Consider the following 23,985-nt stretch of genomic DNA (forward strand, 5'->3'; position numbering starts at 1 on the left):
GTTTTAATTTATTAATTATTTATTGATTTGATTATTATAAAATTTTGTTTTGATTTTAATTTCTTCTGCGGTTTTGTGATATCCCACTACCGAGGTAGTCCTGTACAGTTCTAAATCCAATGTAGCTTCTTGCAGAATCTGCATATTCATAATCTCTGGTACTCACTCTTAAAAAGTAACTAACATCTTTCCAAGAACCGCCTCTAATAACTTTACGGTTATTTTCTTGATTATTCATATTAGGATTAATAGAAGACATATATTCATAGGATGATGGGTCATATGAAGTATTTACCCATTCAGCAACATTTCCAGACATATTATATAGACCATAATCATTGGGTTGATAAGCATCAGCCTCAACGGTATAAAGAGCTTCATCTGCCGCATAATCACCTCGTAAAGGTTTAAAATTAGCGAGATAGCAAGCTCTATCATCTTTTGTGTATGGACTACCCCAAGGAAATGAAGCAGATTCTAAACCTCCACGAGCGACATATTCCCATTCAGCTTCCGATGGAAGTCTAAAAGCTGGCGATCTGTTTTTGTCAGCTTCTTTATTATATGTATTTAAATATTGTGTTCTCCAATCTGAAAATGCTTTAGCTTGCACCCATGAGACACCGACAACAGGATAATTATCGAATGCAGTATGGTAAAAATAGTTGTTATGCATTGGTTCGTTGTACGAATAATTAAAGTCTTTTATCCATACAGTAGTATCTGGATAGACAGGAACTTTCTGCTCAACGATCTGACTGGAAAGCTTTTTATCTGAACGAGCGACTTTGTCTAAATTTACAGTTTTATAGCTGTAAACAAATTTTGTAACATCAAGCATACGCTCTCCATTGTAAGAATCTTCTTTATCTAAGTAAAATTCATCCATCACATAAACATAGTTTTCGTCTGGATATTCTGAAGGTTTCCAAATAATATCAACATCCCAATTCAAAGCTCTATCCATAGGGTCATAATGCTTTGAATATTGTTGATATGGTGTTTGATAATCCTGATTTTGATTATTATTACCTCTACCAAACAAGCCTAAACCTCCTTTTTTGTTTTGACCAATTGATTTAAAAGCAAAATCTTGAATACTTCTACTATTTCTTCCTCCGCCTTGATTTGGATCTGCATTATCTCCACCTCCAGCAAGCTCAGCCTCTTCTGCGAGTTTTTGTCTAATAACAGAATCTCTGACATATTCAGTGAACTGTCTGTATTCAGAATTGGTTATTTCAGTCTCATCCATGTAAAAAGATGTAACTGTCATGGTTTTAATCGGTGCATTTTTAAGTCCAGCAATATCATAATCAGATTTACCCATGGTAAAAGAACCACCTTCTATTTTTACCATTCCATAAGGTTTTTCAGGAAACCACTGTTTACCTTGAACACCTACAAGCTGTCCTTTATCACTATTAGAACAACTAACTAAAAGAGAAATCACTATAAATAATTTCAATAAAAATTTAAACTTCATACAAAATCGTTTAGTTCATTTAAAATTTCAGTATTACAAAAAAACAATAATTTTATTAATAAACCCGTAAATTTTTTAAAAAATCAAAATTCATTTTTTTTTCTTGCTTTTACCCAACGTTCTGGTATGTTTTGATTGCAAGCTGAAATGTAATTTTGCTTATCACATGGTAATAACGTATGTTGATTTAATTTATTATTAACATCTTTAAAATTAGAAGATATTTCTATCCACCACCGACCAGAGAGTTGACTTTCATAAAATACTAAGATATCATTTTCTACGGGAACTTGATATTTTATAAAGTTTGGATTATTGATGTCTGCTTTTTCATCGAGTCTAAATTTTACGCCTTCTATAAAATACCAAATCACTTGAGCTATCAATTGTTTTGAAATGTTTGAAGTTAGATGTTGAAGCTCGTACAGCCCAAACGAACTTACCTTATCGCTTATTCCTGCATATCTTGAAAGTGCACATATTTCACGGCTATCAAAACCATTTGGATATAAACTGTCTTGACCTAAAGATTGACTTTGTATGCTGGTAACATCCAAAGCCACGATATCTGCATCTCTTAAAGTAGGTTCTACACTCTCAATGTTTTTTGATACTTCGCCTAACCTATATGCCTCAAAAAACATTTTTTCTAAAAGGTTGATTTCCTCTTGAGAATTTAGATATGTTTGATAACCGACATTAGCATAATTAAAGAGATTATAAGGTTTTTGAACTATCATATGGCTTAAAAATGACTGATTGTGCATCTTGACATTAGAGTCGCCTAAATCAAATTTTGCATCTATATTGGCTAAATTCAGCATATATTTTATTCCATCATAAGCCCTATATTGTGAGTAGAGTATATCTTGAGAGCCTCCTAATATTATAGGTATAATATTGTAACCAAGCACTTTTTTAATAATACTTTGAAATGCGTAATAAGTATCACTGATAGATTCTCCTGCATCTAAGATACCTAAGTCTATTATTGATAAATTCCAATTCCCTTTATATAATTGGTAAAGTTGAATTTTAATTTCTTCAAAATCTATTTCGTTTTTATCAGATTGGTCGCCACGACATTCATTGATACTTATTATACAAAAATCAAAATCTTCTATTGACGTTTGCTTATCTAAAAAACTAACCGAGGATCCGATATAAATATTGCTTAGATTTTCAACAGCCTCAATAAAACTTGATGTGTTTGGTTTTAAAATTTTAAACATCTACTGTTTTCTTGATTTGGATTTGGATTTGGGTTTTGTCTTTCTTTTAGTTTTTTTAGGCTTCTTTTTGTCTAACATCGCTTTAACTTCTTCTAAGGTTAAAGCTTCGGCGTCTGTCGTTTTGGGTAATTCTATTTTGGTTTTACCTTGACTGACTTTATATCGACCCCATCTGGCTTTTTCTACTTTAATACCTTCGTCTTCCCAATGGTGAATGAGTTTGTCTTTTTCCTTTTGAATTTTGTCTTCTATAAGTTCGATGATATCGGCTTCAGAAAGATTGTCAAAATCGTATTTTTTACTGACATTGATAAACATGCCATCCCATTTCAAAAATGGTCCAAATCGCCCTTTACCTTTTTGAACGCCTTTACCTTTATATGTATATATAGGTTTTTCTGCCTCTTCTTTGGCTTTTATGATTTCAATGGCTCTATCATAACTGACTTCTAATGGGTCTTCGCCTTTGGGGATAGATGCAAACTTTTTACCATATTTTATATATGGTCCATATCGTCCAACGTTGGCTTCTACTTTTTCGCCTTTGTATTCGCCGAGTTCTTTTGGAAGCTTAAACAAATCCATAGCTTCTTCAAACGTGATAGAATTTAAAGTCTGGTGAGGTTGGAGTCCAGCAAATTTTGGTTTTTCTTCATCTTCTACAGAGCCAATTTGCACCATAGGTCCAAATTTACCCAATCTAACACTAACAGGTTTTCCTGTTTTTGGATCTTTGCCAAGTATGCGTTCTCCGACTTCTCTTTGGGCATTTTTGGCAACATCTTCAACATTAGGATGAAATTTATCATAAAACTCTTGAATAACTTCTGTCCATTGTTCTTCACCTTGAGCAATTTCATCAAAATCTTGTTCGAGTTTAGCGGTAAAGTTATAATCTAAAATTCCTTCGAAATGGTTGACTAAAAAGTCATTGACCACCATACCAACATCGGTAGGAATCAATTTACCTTTGTCAGCTCCTGTAATTTCAGAAAGTGTTTTTTCTTTAATCTCGTTATTTTTGAGAATTAATTTTTTATAAGACCGTTTATGGCCTTCAATATTTGATTTTTCTATATATTTTCTATTCTGAATAGTCGAAATTGTTGGAGCGTATGTAGAAGGTCGCCCAATACCAAGTTCTTCAAGTTTTTTGACTAATGCCGCTTCGGTATAACGCGATGGTGGTCGTGTAAAGCCTTGTGTAGATTCTATAGCTATTGGTTCTAATTTATCACCTTTGGTGATTTTAGGCAACATTCCAGCTTGTTCTTCATCTTCTTCGTCTTTACCTTCAAGATAAACTTTTAGAAATCCATCAAATTTGATCATTTCGCCTTTGGCTACAAAAATTTCTTGGTGTTTATCGGCTTTTATTTTAACGTTTGTTCTCTCAAGTTGAGCATGACTCATTTGAGATGCAATAGCTCTTTTCCAAATCAATTCGTATAATCGCTGTTGATCGCGTTCTGCTGGCACGTTGTGTTTAGAAAAGTCTGTAGGTCTTATCGCCTCGTGAGCTTCTTGAGCTCCTTTAGATTTTCCTTTGTAGTTTCTACTTTGATGATATTTTTCACCATATGCCGAAATGATTTCGTTTTTTGCACCAGCTTTTGCCTGATTTGACAAGTTGACGCTATCGGTTCTCATATAAGTAATATGTCCAGCTTCGTATAAACGCTGTGCCATTGACATCGTTTTTGCAACAGGAAAGTAGAGCTTTCTTGCGGCTTCTTGCTGTAATGTAGATGTCGTAAACGGCGGAGCTGGTTTTTTTTGAGCTGGCTTTTTGTCGAGTTCAGCAACTTCGAAGTTGGCATTAACACATTTTTCTAAAAACGATTTAGCTTCATCAAAAACATCAAAACGCTTTGGTAGTCTTGCTTTAAAAAATGAACCGTCTTGGGTTTTGAATTGAGCTTCAACTTTATAAAAGGTTTCGGTTTTAAAATCTCTGATTTCACGTTCTCGTTCTACAATTAATCTTACAGATACAGATTGCACACGTCCTGCTGATAATCCACCTTTGACTTTTCGCCATAACAACGGCGACAATTCATAACCTACCAATCGGTCTAAAACACGTCTGGCTTTTTGAGCATTCACTAAATTATAATTAATGCCTCGAGGATTTTCAATCGCTTTTTGAATAGCAGATTTTGTGATTTCTGAAAAAACAATGCGCTTTGTTTTAGCCTCATCAAGTTTTAATTCATCGTACAAGTGCCAAGCAATGGCTTCTCCTTCTCGGTCTTCATCACTGGCTAACCAAACGGTATCAGATGATTTTCTGCTTTATTTAATTTGGAGACTATAGATTTTTTATCAGAATTGACAACATATTTGGGTTGAAAATTATTATCAACGTCAACGCCAAGCTCTTTTTGGGGTAAATCTGCTATGTGGCCGTAACTGGACTCAACTCTATAATCTTTACCAAGAAATTTTTCAATGGTTTTAGCTTTTGCAGGTGACTCGACAATAACTAAATTTTTGGGCATAGTAAGTGAATTTTGTGTGTGCAAAAGTAGGCGAATTTTTGAATATAAAAATTGAAGTGGCTTTTAATCTAAAATAAAATCTTTGCAAAATCTTATCTAAATAATTATAACTCATTAATATTTAAGTGTTTATACAAACATGATATGAGATTGATTTTTTTTTAAATCCGTATAAAATAAATTATTTAATTTAAACTTAATTTTAAAAATCTGTATTCAAAAAAATACATCTTTGTAAAAAACAATTTAAGTGAAAAAAATAGAATGCATCAGTGTTTTTGATATGCTAAAAATTGGTGTTGGTCCATCAAGCTCTCACACTCTGGGAATATGGCGAGCTGCACAACTTTTTGTAAAAGAACTTAAAGCCATAAAAGCTATTGAAACCATCGATTCCATTAAAGTTGAGCTTTACGGTTCTCTTTCTCTCACGGGCAAAGGTCACGCCACGGATATAGCCGTTGCTCTTGGTTTGATGGGATTTGACCCTGTAAAAATGCCCATTGAAAACATTGATGCTGAAATTTCAACATTAAAATCTGAATCAAAACTACTATTAGGACATCAAAACTACATAAAATTTAGTTTCAAAAACGATATAGAATTTAAAAGTCAATTTTTGGATTTTCACCCTAACGGAATGATTTTTAAAGCTTTTTCTAAAAGTAAAATTTTGCATCAAGAAGCTTTCTATTCTATTGGTGGTGGATTTGTAGTGAAAGAAGAAAGAGAAAATGCCAAACAAAAAATGGAAGATTTTAAACATTTTCCGTTTTCTATAGAAACTGGTGAAGAATTACTAACCTATTGTTCAAAAGAAAAGAAATCTATTGCAGAAATAGTTTTAGAAAACGAAAAATCGCTTCGTTCTGGAGATGAAATTGATCAAGGATTAAAAGATATTTGGAAAGTGATGTTAGATTCTATGTATGTCGGTTGCCATACCAGTGGTGAATTGCCTGGCGGACTAAATGTGAGTCGCAGAGCTTTAAAAATGAATCAAAACCTCCTATGTGAGCATTTTGAAACTTATGATAATGCCGAAGAATGGCTTCAAACCATCCGACAAACCGAAGTCAAGTTTAGGCAAATATTAAAATGGGTAAGTTGTTTTGCTATTTCAGTCAATGAAGTCAATGCATCTTTAGGTCGTGTAGTCACTGCACCGACTAATGGTAGTGCAGGAACATTACCCGCTGTGATGATGTACTATATGACCATTGAAAATCATCAAGCTTCTTTTGAAGAACTTAAAGAATTTATGCTGGTTGCCAGTGAAATAGGAAGTTTGTTTAAAAAAGGGGCAACCATTTCTGCGACAATGGGTGGCTGTCAAGCTGAAATTGGCGTGTCATCTGCTATGGCAGTAGCTGGCTTAACACACGTGATGGGTGGCACAGCCGAACAAGCACTTATGGCGAGCGAAATTGCTATGGAACATCATCTGGGTTTAACTTGTGATCCTATCGCTGGATTGGTTCAAATACCTTGTATAGAACGAAATGCTATGGGTGCCATAAAAGCCATCAACGCAGCAGAAATCGCTATTGAATCTGATGCTTCAAAAGCAAAAGTGCCGCTTGACAAAGTGATTAAAACCTTGTGGGAAACCGCTAAAGACATGAACAACAAATACAAAGAAACTTCTGAAGGCGGTCTGGCGGTTCAAGTTAATATCAGTGATTGCTAATCTTATATTTTACCCTAATTTAGCGTGAGTTCGATATAAATTCCAATAAAATATATTCATATAAAAATACAACAGATATTTAATCATTTGTCATGTCGATAGAGCAAAGCATGAGCGACGAGACATCTCTGAATGACAAATTTGCTTATAAAAAGATGTAATCATCTGATTTACAGTTTTCAATAAATCGAACTCAGGTTAATTTAGTCAAGGCTATAAACATTTTCACCTCCAACAAAAGTTTGTTGCACTTTCAAATCAATTACATCATAAATATCACAACTTAACAGGTCTTTGTTCAAAACCACAAAATCTGCGTATTTACCACGCCCAAGACTGCCTTTCACATCTTCCTCAAAAGCGACATAAGCAGGCCAAATTGTCATGCCTTTTAAAGCTTGTTTTCTAGTCAAAGCATTTTGCATTTGAAAACCATTTTTGGGATATGCATGCGTATCTTGACGACTTACTGCAGCATAAAAGGTTAAAAGTGGATTGACATTTTCAACAGGAAAATCTGTTCCTAAGGGTAAAACACCAGCTTGGTCAAGTAAAGTTTTGTAAGCATAAGCATATTTGATGCGTTTAGCCCCTAAGCGTTCTTCTGCCCAATACATATCGCTGGTGGCATGTGTTGGTTGAACAGATGGAATAATGTTTTTTGAAAAGTAATGATAATCTTCAGGGTCTATAATTTGTGCATGCTCAACACGCCATCGTTTATTAGGTTTATCGTTAATATATTTTTGATAAACTTTGAGTACCACTGAATTAGCAGAATCACCAATAGCATGAGTATTCATTTGAAAATTTGTCTTTGAAAGTTTTTTAGCCAATTGGTCTAAATATTCCAAACTTATCAACATCGCACCATAATGATTTTTTTGATCAGAATAGGGTTGTTTGAGTTTTGCACCTCTTGAGCCTAAAGCACCATCGGCATAAACCTTTACTGAACCTACACGCAGTCTTGGTGTGTTGATGACTCCTTTTTTTAAAAAATAATCAACATCTTCAGGAGTGTTGCCAACCATAGCATTGATACGAATTTTGAGTTCGTTTTGGCGTTGCATCTCTTGAATAATATTGATAACTTTTCTTGACAAACCAGCGTCAGTAATGCTAGTAAGCCCATTTTTAAATGCAATTTTTTCTGCTTTTTTAAGTGCTTTTTTTATTGATGTTTTTGATAATTCAGGAATGATAGCATTAATTTTATTCATGGGTTCATCAATTAAAACACCAGTTAATTCACCATTCTTTTTTACAATTTCTCCGCCTTTTATTTGAGTATTAATGTTAATTCCTGCCAAGTCAAGAGCTTTTTGATTAACCAACATAGCATGACCATCAATCCTAGTTAAAACTATTGGTGTGTTAGGAAATAAATCATCTAAGGTATCTTTAGTAGGAAATGTCTTTTCTTGCCAATCATTTTGATCCCAACCTCTGCCAATAATAAAATCAGACGAATTTTGTTTCTGATATTGTTGCAAAGCTTCTACCACTTCATCAAAACTTTTGGTTCCTACCAAATTGACTTGCTCCAAATTTACCCCTAATCCATAAAAATGGGTATGAGCATCATTAAAACCTGGGTAAACATATTTCCCGTTTAAATCGATAGATCGGTTTGCTGTATATTTTGTTTTAATTTGCTCAGTTGTCCCTATGTCTAAAATTAATCCATCTTTAACCACCATAGCTTCTTGAGTAGAAAACAAAGCGTCAAGAGTATAAATATGAGCGTTGTAAAACATTACCTCTGCGTTTTGTTTTTTTTGACAAGACAAAGCAGATGTTATGCTCAATAATAATAAAATTTTTTTCATAGATAAAATAAATGATTGTTTGAAACTAAACCATAGCAACATCATTGATGATTTGAGAGCTATAGAACAGCAAAATAAAACCTATTATTAGATTTTAATTTATAGGCTATTCATTATGCATAAAAGCCTGTTTGCCAAGAAGTTCTTCTTCTGTTTCTTCGTGATCTTCATCAGGCACGCAACAATCAACAGGGCAAACCAGCGCACATTGTGGCTCTTCGTGAAAACCCTTACATTCGGTGCATTTATCGGTAACGATATAGTAAAACTCATCACTAACAGGCTCTTGAACCTCATCAGCATCAACTTCTTTGCCGTTGGGCAAAACCACCTTGCCTTCTAAGTTAGTGCCATCAGAATATCGCCAATCGTCAGCACCTTCATATATTGCAGTATTTGGGCATTCTGGTTCACAAGCCCCACAATTTATACATTCGTCTGTTATCTTAATCGCCATGTTTTTCTTTTATCGTAAGTTTGTTCAAAATTAATCATAATAGCAAAATACCACAAGTTTATGCTCACTTTTGAACAACGAAAAGCGACATTTGTTGACCTTGGTCAGCATATACGTGATTTGACAAATCAACAATCCTTAACACTTTCAAAAAAACACCCTAAATTTGAGGAAGTTCTTCAAATTGCAAAAGCCGAAAACCGATGGTTTACTGAAGAAAATATTTGCTTTGCATTACAACAATGGGGAAAATCTCTCCAAAAGAACAATTTGGATGAATGGTTAAATCCTTATAATTTAGAAAAAGATATTTCACCACAAAATATTGGCGTTGTTATGGCTGGCAATATTCCACTTGTGGGTTTTCACGACTTTTTATCTACATTGATTTCGGGTCATAACATCATCGCAAAATTATCTTCAAACGATAAGCAACTTCTACCCTATTTTGCTGAGCAATTAGTTGATATTCAGCCTGAATTTAAATCCTATATCAAATTTGAAGAGAATCAACTCAAAAACTATGATGCCGTTATTGCCACAGGCAGTAATAATACTGCTCGATATTTTGAATATTACTTCAGAAACAAACCGCATATCATTAGAAAAAACAGAAATGGTGTAGCCGTTTTGACCAATCAAGAAAATATTGAAGATTTTCAAAAATTAGGTGAAGATATGTTTAGATTTTTTGGTTTAGGCTGTAGAAATGTGTCTAAATTATTTATCCCCCAAAACTTTAATTTTAATCATTTTTTTAAAGGCATTTCAAAATTCAAACCCTATATTTACCACAACAAATACGCAAATAATTACGATTACAACAAAGCGGTTTATTTGATGAGTGATACAAAGTTTTTAGACAATGATTTTTTAATCTTAAAAGAAGATAAATCTATTGCTTCACCAATAGGTGTTGTTCATTATGAAATTTATGATAGTGAGACTTCACTACAACAAACTTTAAATCAACACCGAGATGAAATTCAATGTATTGTCGGTCAACATTCAAGTTGCCAATTTGATTTTGGTCAAGCTCAACAACCCAATTTGGCAGATTATGCCGATGGTATAGACACCGTTCAATTTTTACAAAATCTTTCAACAAAATAAGAATTATGAAAAAACACAATTTTAGTGCTGGTCCTTGTATTTTACCAAAAGAAGTCTTTTTGCAAGCTTCTGAAGCGGTGATAGATTTAGATAATTCTGGCTTATCTATTTTAGAAATTTCTCATCGAAGCAAAGCTTTTGTTGATATTATGGAAGAAGCAAGAGCTCTGACTTTAGAATTGTTAGGACTTGAAGGCAAAGGCTATCAGGCTTTATTTTTGCAAGGCGGTGCAAGTTTACAGTTTATTATGAGTGCATACAATTTACTTGAAAACAAAGCGGCTTATCTCGAGACAGGTGCGTGGTCAACCAAAGCTATCAAAGAAGCAAAAAAGCTTGGCAAAGTTGAGATTGTAGCCACTTCTTCGGATAAAAATTTTAATTATATTCCAAAAGATTATAGCATTCATAGTGACCTAGATTATTTTCACTGCACGAGCAACAACACCATCTTTGGCACGCAAATCAAAGACTTTCCTAAAACAGATGTTCCCGTTGTTTGTGATATGAGCAGTGATATTTTTTCTAGACAACTTGACTTTAGCAAATTTGATTTGATCTATGCTGGTGCTCAAAAAAACATGGGACCAGCTGGAACAACTTTAGTCATTGTTAAAGAAGATATACTCGGCAAAGTCAGTCGAGATATTCCTTCGATGTTAGATTATAAAATCCATATCGGTAAAGACAGCATGTTTAACACGCCACCCGTTTTTGCGGTTTATACATCAATGTTGAATTTGCGTTGGCTAAAAGCAAAAGGTGGCATTGAAGCCATTGAAAAAGAAAACGAAAACAAAGCCAAATTAATTTATTCTGAAATTGATATCAATCCGTTGTTTAAGGGTTTTGCCAATAAACCTGACCGTTCAACAATGAATGCCACTTTCAATTTGGTTGATGACACACTTAAAGACCGTTTTGATGAAATGTGCAAACAAGCAGGCATTAATGGTGTAAATGGTCACCGAAGCGTCGGCGGTTATCGCGCTTCAATGTACAACGCTTTGCCTAAAGAATCGGTAAGTGTTTTAGTAGAAATTATGGACGAATTAGAAAGAAAAGCTTAAATATTAAATACTAAAAAAAAATTGAAATGAAAATATTAGCAAACGACGGTCTGTCTCAAGCTGGTGTAGATATGCTTGAAAAGGCAGGTCACAAAGTCATACAAACCAAAGTAGCTCAAGAGCGACTCGCCAAATACATCAACGATAATGACATTGATGTCATATTGGTGAGAAGTGCAACCAAGATAAGAAAAGACTTGATCGATGCTTGTCCAAATCTTAAAATCATCGGTCGTGGTGGTGTTGGGCTTGACAATATTGATGTTGATCATGCGGTATCTAAAGGAATTAAAGTCATAAACACACCAGCGGCCTCATCAGATTCTGTGGCGGAATTGGTCATGGCACATGCTTTAAGCGGCTTTAGATTTTTGCATCTCGCCAATCGTCAAATGCCACTTGAAGGCGATTCAAAATTTAAAGAACTCAAAAAATCTTATGCCAAAGGCACCGAACTCAAAGGTAAAACTATGGGAATAGTCGGTATTGGTCGAATAGGTCAAGCCACGGCAAAGCGTGCTATTGGTATGGGAATGAATGTTGTGGTTCATGACAAATTTACTGATGAAGTGGATGTTAGACTTGATTTTTTTGATGGTCAACATTTAGATTTTCATTTAAAAAGTATAGATTTTGATGACCTTCTATCAAAATCTGATATCATTACATTTCACGTGCCATCACAAAAAGACTACATTTTAGGTGCTAAAGAAATCGAAAAAATGAAAGACGGAGCGACGGTTATCAACACTGCTCGCGGTGGCGTTATTGAAGAAAAGGCTATAGTTGAAGCTCTTGAAAGTGGTAAATTGAGCTTTGCCGCCATAGATGTATTTGAAAATGAACCAACACCTGAAATTAAATTGTTGATGCAATCCAAATTGTCATTAAGCCCTCATATTGGTGGTGCAACCACTCAAGCCCAAGACCGAATTGGCATCGAACTCGCCGAACAAATTATTCAATTAAGTCAATAATGTGAAACCTTTACAACTTTTTATATTGCTCATATTTTGGGGTTTACCAAACCTAAATGCTCAAACCCAACAAGGTTTTGCTTCGGTAAGACCGCTATCTCATGAAGGGTTGATGACCAAAAGCGGTGAACGGTTTTCTCACGACAGTCTTGTAGCTTCGCACCGCAGTTTGCCTTTTGGCTCTGTGGTGAAAGTGACTAATCTAACCAACAAACAATCTATCAAAGTAAAAATAAACGATCGCGGTCCTTTTATCAAAGGTCGTATCATAGATTTATCTCAAAGTCTTGCAGATTCTATAGGACTTTACAACAATGATATTGCTCAAGTCAAAATGGAAGTGCTTAAAATTGAAACAAATTTTGAGCCACAAAACGCAACTTCAAATCCAAATTCAAAAGGAAATTTTGCCATTCAAGTGGCCAGCTATTCTAAAAAAGAAAATGCGATTAATTATACAACCGAACTCAAAAAATATAATATCACAGAACCTATACATGTCAAACTACAATCAGTCGATGACAAAACTCTATTTAAAGTTTTTATTGGCAATTTTGATACCCGTGAAAAAGCTGAAAAATACAAAACTCAATTACCTGATGCTCTACAAAAAGGCTATGTTACAACTATAAATCCTTGAGCTATTTTTTGCTAAAGCATTCTGATAGCAACTGAGTTTAAGCTTTTATAGTTATGAAATTCAAAAGATTATATATTGCTATCATTCCAATCCTGCTCATAATAGGATGTAATGCCATTGAGAAACCTAATGAATAAGACCCAAAAATCTAAAAAATCTCTCAGCAAACCAAACCCCCTTTGTCATTCTGAACGGAGCCTGCGAAGTGAAGAATCTCTCAGTGAACCGAACCCCAATACGTGAGAAAGATTCCTCCTGCCGTCGGAATGACATTCCCTTGTCATTCTGATACCGAAGCCTCGGTAGAGGAATCTTTTGGTGAAATGAAAACCAATACGTGAGAGAGATTCCTCCTGCCGTCGGAATGACAAACCCCTTGTCATTCTGAACGGAGCTTGCGAAGTGAAGAATCTCTCAGTGAACCGAACCCCACTTGTCATTCTGAACGGAGCCTGCGAAGTGAAGAATCTTTTGGTGAAATAAAACTCAATAAGTGAAAAAAAAAAAAAAAAAAAAAAAAAAAAAAAAATCATCCTATCGTTTATTTTTTTTAACACATTTAAACTACTGTAAAACAACAATATACAAAATAATAATATTATAATACATTATATATCAGTATTATAACTAACTTATTAATAATCAATAAACAAACTAAATGTTCATAACTTGTTGAAAACCTTATTTATAGTATTACTAAAAAAATAAAAAAAGCTTTTTAAATTTACACCAATATTAACCAGGCAGTTTTATCTGCCATAAATTTTTTAACAATGGTAACATTTAAAACCGTTCAAAAGGTGAACCCACAAGATGTGGCGGCACCACGCAAGTTTTACGCCCAGGTCAAAACAAGTGGGCGTACAGATCTGAATCGATTGGCATTTTTAATTTCCAATCAATCAACAGTCCGTAAGGCAGATTGCCTTGCTGTACTGGAAGCATTTGTCCACAACATGTCTGACGAGCTCAGCCAAGGACATATTGTGTATCTAGGAGACTTAGGCTCTTTTCGCGTCAGCCTTAGCTCAGAAGGTTTCGACCTTGAAGAAGATGTGAGCTCAAACGCCATAAAGGACTCTAAAATTTTGTTTAGACCTGGCAAGAGATTCCGTGATTTGCTTAAAACTTTAGAATTCAAAAAAGTGGATTAGCTTGTATTCATAAGTTTTAAGCTTGTATTAAAACCTTGGTTTTTTCCGTGAACCAAGGTTTTTTTTATGTAAAATCTAAAGATTTATCACAAAAACAACCGCAGGTTTCTTCAATTTCCTGCTTAGGTTATGCTCAAAACCTAAGGTGGTTTTACTCAAAACCTAAGGTGGTTTTAAAATTTGCTTTGCTACAGCTTTTTTTAAAAAATCAATTTGAACCCAAATTATGCATTTGAGCAGATAAAAACATAGGTATATCGGGGTAAACCCTAAAAAAAATGCTCATATTGAATAAAAAAGTTGATAAAAAAAATGAAACTTACATTTTATGGATTCAAAATATGCAAAAAATATTAAAAAAACATTAAATATAAGTATTAAAAAAGCCGATTTATTGTGAAATATTTACTTAAAAAAAATAAAAAAAGCTCAAAAAAAGAATGAGGATTAGCTTGTATTCATATTTTTGAGCTGGTATTAAAACCGATATTTTCCGTATTATCGATATCCAAAAATATAAAATAGAATAGAGCATACCAAATTTAGTTATCAACAAACGTTGAAAACTATGCTTAGACCAGCAACAGCCTAACACTTCTCACTTTAAACAAAGCTTAACAATAGTCATTCAAAGATAAACGCAGTGACGATGCTTCGGTATCGGAATGACATTCCCTTGTCATTCTGATACCGAAGTCTCGGTAGAGGAATCTTTCAGTGAAATGAAAACCAATACGTGAGAGAGATTCCTCCTGCCGTCGGAATGACATCCTGCCGTCGGAATGACATTCCCTTGTCATTCTGAACGGAGCTTGCGAAGTGAAGAATCTCTCAGTGAACCGAACCTCAATACGTGAGAAAGATTCCTCCTATCGTCGGAATGACAACCTGCCGTCGGAATGACAACCGATCGTCGGAATGACATCCTGCCGTCGGAATGACAAACCCCTTGTCATTCTGAACGGAGCCCGCGAAGTGAAGAATCTCTCAGTGAAATGAACCTCAATACGTGAGAAAGATTCCTCCTATCGTCGGAATGACAACCTGCCGTCGGAATGACAACCGATCGTCGGAATGACATCCTGCCGTCGGAATGACAAACCCCTTGTCATTCTGAACGGAGCCCGCGAAGTGAAGAATCTCTCAGTGAAATGAAAACCAATCTTGTCATTCTGATACCGAAGTCTCGGTAGAGGAATCTTTCAGTGAACCGAACCCCAATACGTGAAAGAAAGATTCCTCCTACCGTCGGAATGACAACCTACCGTAGGAATGACAAACCCCTTGTCATTCTGATACCGAAGTCTCGGTAGAAGAATCTTTCAGTGAAATGAAAACCAATACGTGAGAAAGATTCCTCCTGCCGTCGGAATGACAACCGATCGTCGGAATGACAAACCCCTTGTCATTCTGATACCGAAGTCTCGGTAGAGGAATCTTTCAGTGAAATGAAAACCAATACGTGAGAGAGAGATTCCTCCTGCCGTCGGAATGACATTCCCTTGTCATTCTGATACCGAAGTCTCGGTAGAGAGATCTTTCAGTGAAACGAAAACCAATACGTGAGAGAGAGATTCCTCCTACCGTCGGAATGACAACCTGCCGTCGGAATGACAAACCCCTTGTCATTCTGATACCGAAGTCTCGGTAGAGGAATCTTTCAGTGAAATGAAAACCAATACGTGAGAGAGAGATTCCTCCTGCCGTCGGAATGACAACCTGCCGTCGGAATGACAAACCCCTTGTCATTCTGATACCGAAGTCTCGGTAGAGGAATCTTTCAGTGAACCGAACCCCAATACGTGAGAGAGAGATTCCTCCTGCCGTCGGAATGACAAACCCCCATTGTTGGCTTGAAAATTAATCTTTAACTAAAAGCTTTTTGATTTCAGTTTCAAATTTATCTAAGGTATATTGTCTTGACCATTGGGCTGCGTTTGAGGATAGGTTTTCCAATTGTTTTGGAGTTGATTTTAAAGCTATTAACTTTTCAACACTGTTTTCTATATTTTCGGCATCTATCAAGATACCGCGATTTCCATTATCTAACATCCATGGCACGCATGAAATTGGCGTCACAATAGGAATACAACCCCAAAACATCGCCTCGGCAACCACTTTTGGCTAACCTTCAGATTGGCTCGGTAAAATGAGAAAATGTGAGTATTTAAGAGTTTTTTTGACGTTTTCTTTGGGCTGATTGCCATGCATAAACGCCCATTGTTCGGCGTTATGGGCTTTGATATGATTTTGTAAAGCCGATTTGAGCTTTCCATCACCATAAAAATGCAAACTGGCTTCAATGCCGTTTTGTCTGAGTTGATGCACCAGTTGAAATGCCAATTGTGGGCGTTTGCCTTTTGACATCTTGCCCACATAACAAAAATGCCAAGGTTTGGTGTAATCTCTCACAAACAGGGCTTCTTTTTCGTTGTCGTGATAGGTGGCGGTGAAAAAAGCTTTGATATTCCGACTTTGATTTGGCCATTGCCCATAAACCAAAACTTGCATGTTTTGGGTTAAAAATGTGTTGCTTAAAATCCATTTTTGCAAGTTATAGCTCCACGGCTGTTTGGCTTTAGGATCCCAATTGCCAGCATATTTGGCGGTTTTTGGGGTTTTAGGAAATAAAATTTGAACCAAACACCCCAACAAACCCATATTACCTGGACAACGCAAGTGAATATGATCGGCTTGTTTCATGGCTTTGTATAGAGTGCTTAAAATTTTAGGCAGTTGTTTTAGCGTATGTAATTTTTCTTTAAACCCAATTAATGAAAACGCAGGCACGTCATCAATAGATATATTGTCGTGTTTATAGGCTAAATTGATATTTTTGTCAAATGATGTGGATAATGGTGCTACAATTTTTATGTCATCAACAAATTTAAGCCACAAATTCATTTCACGGACATAAGGTGCGTAGGCGTAGAGTTGGTTGTCAACTTTGTAATGATCGGCATGTGAAATGATGAGGAAAGTCATTAATTATTGATAAGGTTATTATACATCTCAATATTCTTTTTTAAAAGCACGTCTAAACTAAAGCGTTTTTGAACATCTTTTATAGCGTTTTGTCCCATTTGATGGGCTTCTTTACGGTTTTGTAGCATATAAATGACTTGATTAGCCAAGTCGTCGATATTTAATGGGTTGCAAAGCAAGCCCGTTTCGCCGTGATTTACCGCTTCTGATCCCGGTCCTAAGTTGCTTGCTACAAAGGCTTTGCCCATGCTCAAAACTTCTATCCACGCCAGTGGCATGGCTTCCATATGCGAGGGATAAGCACAAACTTCAGCTTTTTCTATTTCTTTGGGAATTTGTGTGTTTTCAATAGACCCTAAAAATTCAATGTCTGTTTCAACAGCTTTAGGGATTTCAGATTTAAGATAAGCCAAATATGAATTTTGCGTGCCTCTTATTTTGGTATCTCGTCCAGCTACAACGAGATGAGCTTCTGGCACAGCTTGTTTGATTTTTGGCATAGCTTTGACGAGCTGTCTTATGCCTTTCTTTTCACAAATTGACCCTGCAAAAAAGATACGCCCTTTAATTTCTTTGGATAAATCGGCTTTATAAAACATGTTGAGATTGGCAGGATTATAAATCACTTCACCGCGTTTGTCCTCAAAATCTAAATACATAGCCGTATGGTTGAGCACATATTCACTGACCCCGATGATGTGGTCGGCTTTTCTAAAACTACGGCGTTCTTGAAAGGCTTTCCAAAACTCGACACCGCGGTTTTCAGACTCAGCAAAAAAATGATGACCACCATTCATACGAATCAGGTATTTTATACCTGGTATTTTGTTGATAAATGCCAAACCCAATTCTGTTGATTCTACAACATCAATAGGTTGTTTTTGGTGTAAACTTTTTATGGCTTTGTTTAATATTTTATTGTTGAGGTACCAACCCATTTTAGGCGTTTTTGAGCGTTGATAACGATAAATATTTACGCCTTCGTCGTTCTCTACTTCGTCTTTGGCAATATAATTTAAACCTATAATACTGACATCAATTTTATGCTGAACAAGACTTCTTGCCAAAATACGGATAAAAGTCCCAACGCCACCATGTGGAAAACCGTCTTTAGGATATTCTGATGTGAGGAATACGATGTGCATTAGTTTAAATTTTTAAGTGTGTGAGTTAAATTTTGAGAGGCATCTTTATACAAATTTTCACCTATAATTTTATCTCGCCAAAGTTTTTGATCTCGCTTTACATTTTCATCAAATTGATTTATTTTATTAATGACTTTTGAAAAATCATTGACTTGGTTTATCCAAAAGACAGGGTTTAAGTCTTGCATAGATTTAAAATGCTCATATTTATAAATGGTCTCTACATTCCATTTTTTCTTATGTGGTGTCATCTTAGTAAAATCCTTGAGTTTTGGGTTGTAATTTAAATAAAATGCAGGTTTTTTAAACATCGCAAAATCATGAGCCATAGTAGAACCGACATTTACAACGGCATCAGCATGATAAGTTAAACTAACAAGTTGTTTGATATCATTTCGTTTAGGAAATTTAACTGCCCAATGTTTTTGATTATCACTTTCATACCAGTCTGCAGGAGCAAATTTTATATCAGGATACTTTTTTAAAACGGGTTTAAAACGACTACCATCATCAGCCGGTGAAGGTCTTAAAATAATTTGAGGTCGAATAGACTCATCTATTAAAGAAAAATGCGAAGCCATATCGTCTAAATATTCAGGGTCAAAAGGTGATGTCAGTCTATCGTCACCTGAAAAACAAACTATAGGTCTATTTGTATCTAAATTATGTTCATTGCAAAAATCATTTTTATTTTTAATCATTGAAGAATCCAAATAAAATTCAAATTGCGGTGTTCCTGTAACTTTAACTCGATTCAAATCAATTTCTGGGTAATAATCTTTAAATTCATTCATCATATATTCCGACCAAACCATAAAATAATCACTAAAGTAAGGAATCCTCGCTTTAGGCATATTGTCCCATGAATAAATTACTGATACTGAAGTGATATTTAATTGTTTAGTCTGCTGCAAATAAAGGAATATTAAGAGCTGAACGTTGATGAGTTGTAAAAACTATATCAGGCTTCTCTTGCTTTAATAAGTTTAAAAAAGAATTTATACTTTGGCTGTTAAGAATTGTTTTGTGATAAGTCTCAGTTGTGTTTTTTATACGAGAATAATCTTTGGATAAATAACTACCGTAAAATTCAACACATTTATAAAATAATTTTTTTGGTAGATTTTTAAATTGACGTCTCCAATTTACTAAAATACTAGGGTTATTTTTGATTTTTGCGTTATAGTGTAATCTGGCATAACACAAGGCTTCTCTATAAAATTTGTGTTGGGGCTTTTCTTTATAAGCTGGAATATTTACTTTTTTGTAGTGATTTGGACTTAGTGACAAATGCGGTTCAATACTTTTATCAAAATTATGGGCTAAGATTACATTAAAATGTTGAGGTAAAAACTTTAAAAAATCTGAAAGTAGATAATTTTTTATCCCTGTTCCATCAGGGATTAAAATAAGTATTTTAGGTTTTTTAGACATTTTTTAAAAGTTTATTAGCAATAAAAACTTCAGTCATAGCCATTGAGTCGTAAGTTGCACCAGCTATATGTGGTGTTATAATACAATTATATTTGGAAGTATCTATTTTTAAAATTGGAGATGCAAAAATATTATGAGATATTTCATCTTGAACCACATCTGTGTCTGAATTTGTTTCAAAATGATGATTTAAATCTATCAATTCTTTTTTGAGTTCTAAGTAATTGTAAATTTCGCCGTTAAAAACCAGGTAATAAGGCTCATTTGGCAGATTAAAAGGTTGGTTTGCGTTTGTGTTTATATCTATAATAGCCCGTCGATTATGACCTAAAATATAATGATTACTAATATAGTGGTTGATGTTGTCATGACCTCTATGAACAAGGGAATCTGTCATCTGTTTGATGTTACTGATTTTGGCTTTAGAACCAATAATTCCCGATATGCCACACATTGATTAGTTAATTTTAATTGCATTACAAATCTAATTATGTTTTTTTAAACCAAAGTTTATACCTGGATTAAATTTAAAATTACTTTTGTTTCAAGTTCAAGCTATTTCTTTTTGTTTCAAGTTCGAGTTTTCTCTTTTTGTTTCAAGTTGGTGTTTTATCTTTCTGTTTCAAGTTCGAGTCATCTCTTTTTGTATTAGTTTCGAGTCATCTCTTTCTGTTTCAAGTTCGAGTCATCTCTTTCTGTTTCAAGTTCGAGTCCTTTCTTTCTGTTTCAAGTTCGAGCTTTTCATTGTTTCAAGTTCGAGCGAAGTCGAGAACCACCAACCCACATCTCGACTACGCTCGATGTTAAAACAAGTTTGTTTTAAGTTCGAGTTTTCTCTTTTTGTTTCAAGTTCGAGCTTTTCATTGTTTCAAGTTCGAGCGAAGTCGAGAACCAACTCACATCTCGACTACGCTCGATGTTAAAACAAGTTTGTTTTAAGTTCGAGTTTTCTCTTTCTGTTTCAAGTTCGAGTCCTTTCTTTCTGTTTCAAGTTCGAGCGAAGTCGAGAACCACCAACCCACATCTCGACTACGCTCGATGTTAAAACAGGGGGAAGATTCGATGTTAAAACAGAGGAAAAAAAAGTTGATGTTAAAACAGGGAAAAAAACTCGATGTTGAAACAGGGGAAAAAGGTTGATGTTAAAACAGGGAAAAACTCGATGTTAAAACAGAGGAAAAAGGTTGATGTTAAAACGAGGGAAAAAAAGGTTGATGTTAGAATAAGGAAAAAAAGCTCAAGGTTAGAGCAGGGAAAAGAAACATGATTTTATAAAAAAGTTCATATCTATTATTTGGCTGATTTAAGCTTTATTTTTTAGCTTATAATGTGTATCATTTTGACATTCAGACAACTTTTTTAATTTATCCCAATTTTTATTGATTAAAGCTTTTTTCTTAGCTCTACTCCATTTTTTTATTTTTCGTTCAAACTCATAAGCTTGATTTACATCGTTAAAAGCTTCGTAAAACACGAGTTTCAATGGTTTTCGGGTATATGTATATGAAGTTTTATTCTCTTTGCTATAACAATGTTCATTCCAACGCCTATTAATATTATTCGTCATCCCTGTATAATAGGTGTTATCAGCACATTGAATAATATAAACGAAGTAGGTTTTCATTTTTCTAATTATAATTTTAAATCTACTAAGATATAATTTTTTAATATTTCTATCAAAAATGTTTCAAGTTCGAGCGAAGTCGAGAACCACCAACCCACATCTCGACTACGCTCGATGTTAAAACAGGGGGAAAAGGTTGATGTTAAAGCAGGGGGAAGACTCGATGTTAAAACAGGGGGAAAAGGTTGATGTTAGAACAGGGGGAAAAGGTTGATGTTGAAACAAGTTTGTTTCAGGTTCGAGTCATCTCTTTCTGTTTCAAGTTCGAGCGAAGTCGAGAACCACCAACCCACATCTCGACTACGCTCGATGTTAAAACAGGGGGAAGACTCGATGTTAAAACAGGGGAAAAAGGTTGATGTTAAAACAGGGAGAAGACTCGATGTTAAAACAGGGAGAAGACTCGATGTTGAAACAGGGGAAGACTCGATGTTGAAAAGGGAAAAAAGTTGATGTTAGAACAGTGGAAAATGTTGATGTAAAAACTTTAAAAAATCTGAAAGTAGATAATTTTTTATGCCAGTAACATCTGGAATCAATATAAGTATTTTAGGTTTTTTAGACATTTTTTAAAAGTTTATTAGCAATAAAAACTTCAGTCATAGCCATTGAGTCGTAAGTTGCACCAGCTATATGTGGTGTTATAATACAATTATATTTGGAAGTATCTATTTTAAAAATTGGAGATGCAAAAATATTATGAGATATTTCATCTTGAACCACATCTGTAGCCACGCCTCGTATTTTATCAGATAATAAAGCATTCACAATAGCATTTTCATCCCAAACTTTACCTCTTGAGGTATTAATGATGCATGCTTCTTTTTTCATAAGACTAATAAGATTGTTGTTCACGAATTTTTCATTGTTTTTATTTAGAGGAATGTGTATGCTCACAAAATCTGATTTTAAAAAAAGATCCTCCGGATGATTAACACACTCAATATTTTCAAAGGTTTGTCTTTTATCCGTATCATAACTTATAACTTTCATGCCAATGGCTAAAGCAAATTTGGCAACTTGTTTGCCGACTCTACCTATACCTAAAATCCCCAACGTTTTACCTCGTAGATTATATGTTTTAAATTTATTTCTATCCCAGTGTTTAGAATTTACATCAATTTGTGCAAGATGCAGTTTTCTGTTTATAGCAGTAAGTAATGTCCAAGTATGTTCTGCTGTAGAGGGAATACTTCCTAAAAAATCTATCTCGTTTTTTAGAGAGATTACTTTAATGTTTTTATTTTTACAGTATTCAATATCTATATGGTCTAAACCTGTTGTAGGCGAACAAATAAACTTTAAGACCTTAGCTTTTTTTAGTATTTTATCATTTAGTATAATACCTAACCTTATAAATAACACATCTACATTTTCAATAATATTGTTTAGGTTATTGATATCGGCTAATTGTATGACCTCAAATTTAGATTTTAATAAATCTAAAGCTTTTAAGCTAAAATCTTTTGGTTCAGTGATTACAAGTTTCATAACTCTTTATTTTCCCAAGCTTTAATTAAAACTTCAGCAAGCTTTACATCTCTTTGTGTATCTATGTTTAATAAATGATCTGGATTCATCACGTAAGCTTTTTTATTTTTTGGCATAAAAGTTTGTTGTTTTAAAAAAGCTTCTGTTTTTATGGCATAAAAGCAACCATTTCTAAAATAAATAGGTTTTAAGTTCTGCCTATGTGTTGATTCATCAGATTTTATCAATGGGGACAAATGACTCTTTTGGTCTAATTCATACATTCTCGCAGGATGCATATCTTCCATTGGTATTACACTTATGACGGCTTCTAAATTTTTATCAATTTCAAAGTATTTAATAATCTGAGTAATATCTTTTGGAGACCTAATAGGTGATGTTGTTTGCATTAATAGTATAATGTCAAAGTTATCTTCTAATCTTTTTAACGCATCTAATACAACATCAACAATTGATGAGTTATCTTTTCCTAAATTTTCAGGTCTTAATTGTTTAGTAATTCTTTTTGGATCTTGCTGAGTATTTACAGAATCAAGTATTTGCTGGTCATCAGAATTAACAAGTATTCGATTTATTTCTTTAGAATTTAAAGCGCAATCAACGGCATATTGTATTAAAGGTTTTCCATTAAATTCTTTAATATTCTTTCCTGGCACGCCTTTCTTGCCACCACGCGCGAGGATGATGGCGAGGGTTTTGAGTCTCTCGTTTCTTGTTTTTCGTTGATCGTTGTTGGTTGAACGGTTGTGATGCATATCTTTTTATATCAATTACTCGATTAACTATTTACGAATTTTAGTTTTCAAATATCTTTTGGTTGCGTTTATTAATTTTTTTTGTCTTTCAATTCTTTCAAAAATATCATCTGGCACTTCATAGCCTATGCGTTTAGCAATCAAAGCTTGAGTTTCTAATTCACGACAAGATCCAGATGAAATTAATATAAATCTATGATAATCTTTATAGGATTGTCTTGAAGACCCTTCAGCAATATTAGAAGGAATAGATACTCCAGCATCACGCATTTGACCACTCAAATTATATTTTTCAGATTTCGGGAATTTTTCAGTTATCTTATAAATTTCAACAACTAAGTCCATAGTCGCTTTCCAGACTTCTAACTCTTTGTAATCCATGATTCTATTACTTTATGA

18 protein-coding genes and 2 pseudogenes are annotated in these 23,985 nt (G+C 34.4%); 6 read left to right on the forward strand and 14 right to left on the reverse strand.

Annotated elements, in window-relative coordinates; translation table 11 throughout:
* Positions 1-55: 55 nt before the first annotated feature.
* From gldK to topA, 3 genes and pseudogenes are all read right to left on the reverse strand, one after another.
* Entirely contained in the window at positions 56-1,486 is a 1,431-nt protein-coding gene (gldK, locus tag IGB25_RS06440) for a gliding motility lipoprotein GldK (protein WP_211066670.1), read from the reverse strand.
* A gap of 83 nt (positions 1,487-1,569) precedes the next feature.
* The gene (locus tag IGB25_RS06445; protein WP_211066671.1) at positions 1,570-2,718 is read right to left on the reverse strand and encodes a formimidoylglutamase; all 1,149 of its coding nucleotides are present in this window, start codon (positions 2,716-2,718) and stop codon (positions 1,570-1,572) included.
* Positions 2,719-5,219 (reverse strand): annotated as a pseudogene (gene topA / locus IGB25_RS06450) (type I DNA topoisomerase).
* Positions 5,220-5,469: 250 nt separating this feature from the next.
* Between topA and IGB25_RS06455 the strand changes: the two are divergent.
* Positions 5,470-6,909 (forward strand): L-serine ammonia-lyase, encoded by a 1,440-nt coding sequence (locus IGB25_RS06455; protein WP_211066672.1) that lies wholly within the window; start codon positions 5,470-5,472, stop codon positions 6,907-6,909.
* 203 nt (positions 6,910-7,112) lie between these two features.
* Here the strand turns inward: IGB25_RS06455 and IGB25_RS06460 are convergent, their stop codons facing one another.
* Entirely contained in the window at positions 7,113-8,741 is a 1,629-nt protein-coding gene (locus IGB25_RS06460; RefSeq protein ID WP_211066673.1) for an amidohydrolase, read from the reverse strand.
* Positions 8,742-8,847: 106 nt separating this feature from the next.
* Entirely contained in the window at positions 8,848-9,198 is a 351-nt protein-coding gene (locus tag IGB25_RS06465) for a 4Fe-4S dicluster domain-containing protein (protein ID WP_211066674.1), read from the reverse strand.
* A gap of 60 nt (positions 9,199-9,258) precedes the next feature.
* On the opposite strand from IGB25_RS06465, the gene IGB25_RS06470 reads away from it, so the two are divergent.
* The 5 genes from IGB25_RS06470 to IGB25_RS06490 all read left to right on the forward strand — a co-directional run bounded on the left by IGB25_RS06470 (position 9,259) and on the right by IGB25_RS06490 (position 14,152).
* Positions 9,259-10,311, forward strand: a complete 1,053-nt coding sequence (locus IGB25_RS06470) for an acyl-CoA reductase (protein ID WP_211066675.1) — start codon at positions 9,259-9,261, stop codon at positions 10,309-10,311.
* A gap of 5 nt (positions 10,312-10,316) precedes the next feature.
* A complete protein-coding gene (serC, locus tag IGB25_RS06475; RefSeq protein ID WP_211066676.1) occupies positions 10,317-11,381 on the forward strand; it encodes a 3-phosphoserine/phosphohydroxythreonine transaminase in 1,065 nt (354 codons plus the stop codon).
* Between the two features lie 26 nt (positions 11,382-11,407).
* The gene (locus IGB25_RS06480; RefSeq protein WP_211066677.1) at positions 11,408-12,358 is read left to right on the forward strand and encodes a D-2-hydroxyacid dehydrogenase; all 951 of its coding nucleotides are present in this window, start codon (positions 11,408-11,410) and stop codon (positions 12,356-12,358) included.
* Between the two features lies 1 nt (position 12,359).
* A complete protein-coding gene (locus IGB25_RS06485) occupies positions 12,360-12,998 on the forward strand; it encodes a septal ring lytic transglycosylase RlpA family protein (RefSeq protein WP_211066678.1) in 639 nt (212 codons plus the stop codon).
* A gap of 773 nt (positions 12,999-13,771) precedes the next feature.
* Entirely contained in the window at positions 13,772-14,152 is a 381-nt protein-coding gene (locus tag IGB25_RS06490; RefSeq protein WP_211066397.1) for an HU family DNA-binding protein, read from the forward strand.
* A 1,860-nt stretch (positions 14,153-16,012) separates the two neighbouring features.
* On the opposite strand, the pseudogene IGB25_RS06495 reads toward IGB25_RS06490, so the two are convergent.
* From IGB25_RS06495 to IGB25_RS06535, 9 genes and pseudogenes are all read right to left on the reverse strand, one after another.
* Positions 16,013-17,137, reverse strand: a pseudogene (locus IGB25_RS06495) (glycosyltransferase).
* On the reverse strand, positions 17,137-18,282 hold the full coding sequence (locus IGB25_RS06500; RefSeq protein ID WP_211066679.1) for a glycosyltransferase family 4 protein: 1,146 nt from the start codon (positions 18,280-18,282) through the stop codon (positions 17,137-17,139). Before IGB25_RS06500 ends, IGB25_RS06495 begins: the two are co-directional and overlap by 1 nt.
* Positions 18,282-19,196: a hypothetical protein gene (locus tag IGB25_RS06505; RefSeq protein WP_211066680.1), complete on the reverse strand. Its 915-nt coding sequence runs from the start codon at positions 19,194-19,196 to the stop codon at positions 18,282-18,284. The genes IGB25_RS06500 and IGB25_RS06505 overlap by 1 nt, the downstream gene beginning before the upstream one ends.
* Positions 19,183-19,716: a hypothetical protein gene (locus tag IGB25_RS06510; RefSeq protein ID WP_211066681.1), complete on the reverse strand. Its 534-nt coding sequence runs from the start codon at positions 19,714-19,716 to the stop codon at positions 19,183-19,185. The genes IGB25_RS06505 and IGB25_RS06510 overlap by 14 nt, the downstream gene beginning before the upstream one ends.
* Positions 19,709-20,170 (reverse strand): hypothetical protein, encoded by a 462-nt coding sequence (locus IGB25_RS06515; protein ID WP_211066682.1) that lies wholly within the window; start codon positions 20,168-20,170, stop codon positions 19,709-19,711. Before IGB25_RS06515 ends, IGB25_RS06510 begins: the two co-directional genes overlap by 8 nt.
* Positions 20,171-21,019: 849 nt before the next feature.
* Positions 21,020-21,340 carry a GIY-YIG nuclease family protein gene (locus IGB25_RS06520; RefSeq protein ID WP_211066683.1) on the reverse strand — a complete coding sequence of 107 codons (321 nt, stop codon included), beginning with the start codon at positions 21,338-21,340 and terminating at the stop codon, positions 21,020-21,022.
* A 558-nt stretch (positions 21,341-21,898) separates the two neighbouring features.
* The gene (locus IGB25_RS06525) at positions 21,899-22,831 is read right to left on the reverse strand and encodes a D-isomer specific 2-hydroxyacid dehydrogenase family protein (RefSeq protein ID WP_211066684.1); all 933 of its coding nucleotides are present in this window, start codon (positions 22,829-22,831) and stop codon (positions 21,899-21,901) included.
* A complete protein-coding gene (locus IGB25_RS06530; protein WP_256437254.1) occupies positions 22,828-23,586 on the reverse strand; it encodes a cytidylyltransferase domain-containing protein in 759 nt (252 codons plus the stop codon). Before IGB25_RS06530 ends, IGB25_RS06525 begins: the two co-directional genes overlap by 4 nt.
* 27 nt (positions 23,587-23,613) lie before the next feature.
* Positions 23,614-23,967 (reverse strand): four helix bundle protein, encoded by a 354-nt coding sequence (locus IGB25_RS06535; protein ID WP_211066686.1) that lies wholly within the window; start codon positions 23,965-23,967, stop codon positions 23,614-23,616.
* Between the last annotated feature and the right edge of the window lie 18 nt (positions 23,968-23,985).

It is taken from the genome of Flavobacterium sp. CS20 (genome assembly GCF_018080005.1).
Classification (GTDB): domain Bacteria; phylum Bacteroidota; class Bacteroidia; order Flavobacteriales; family Flavobacteriaceae; genus Psychroflexus.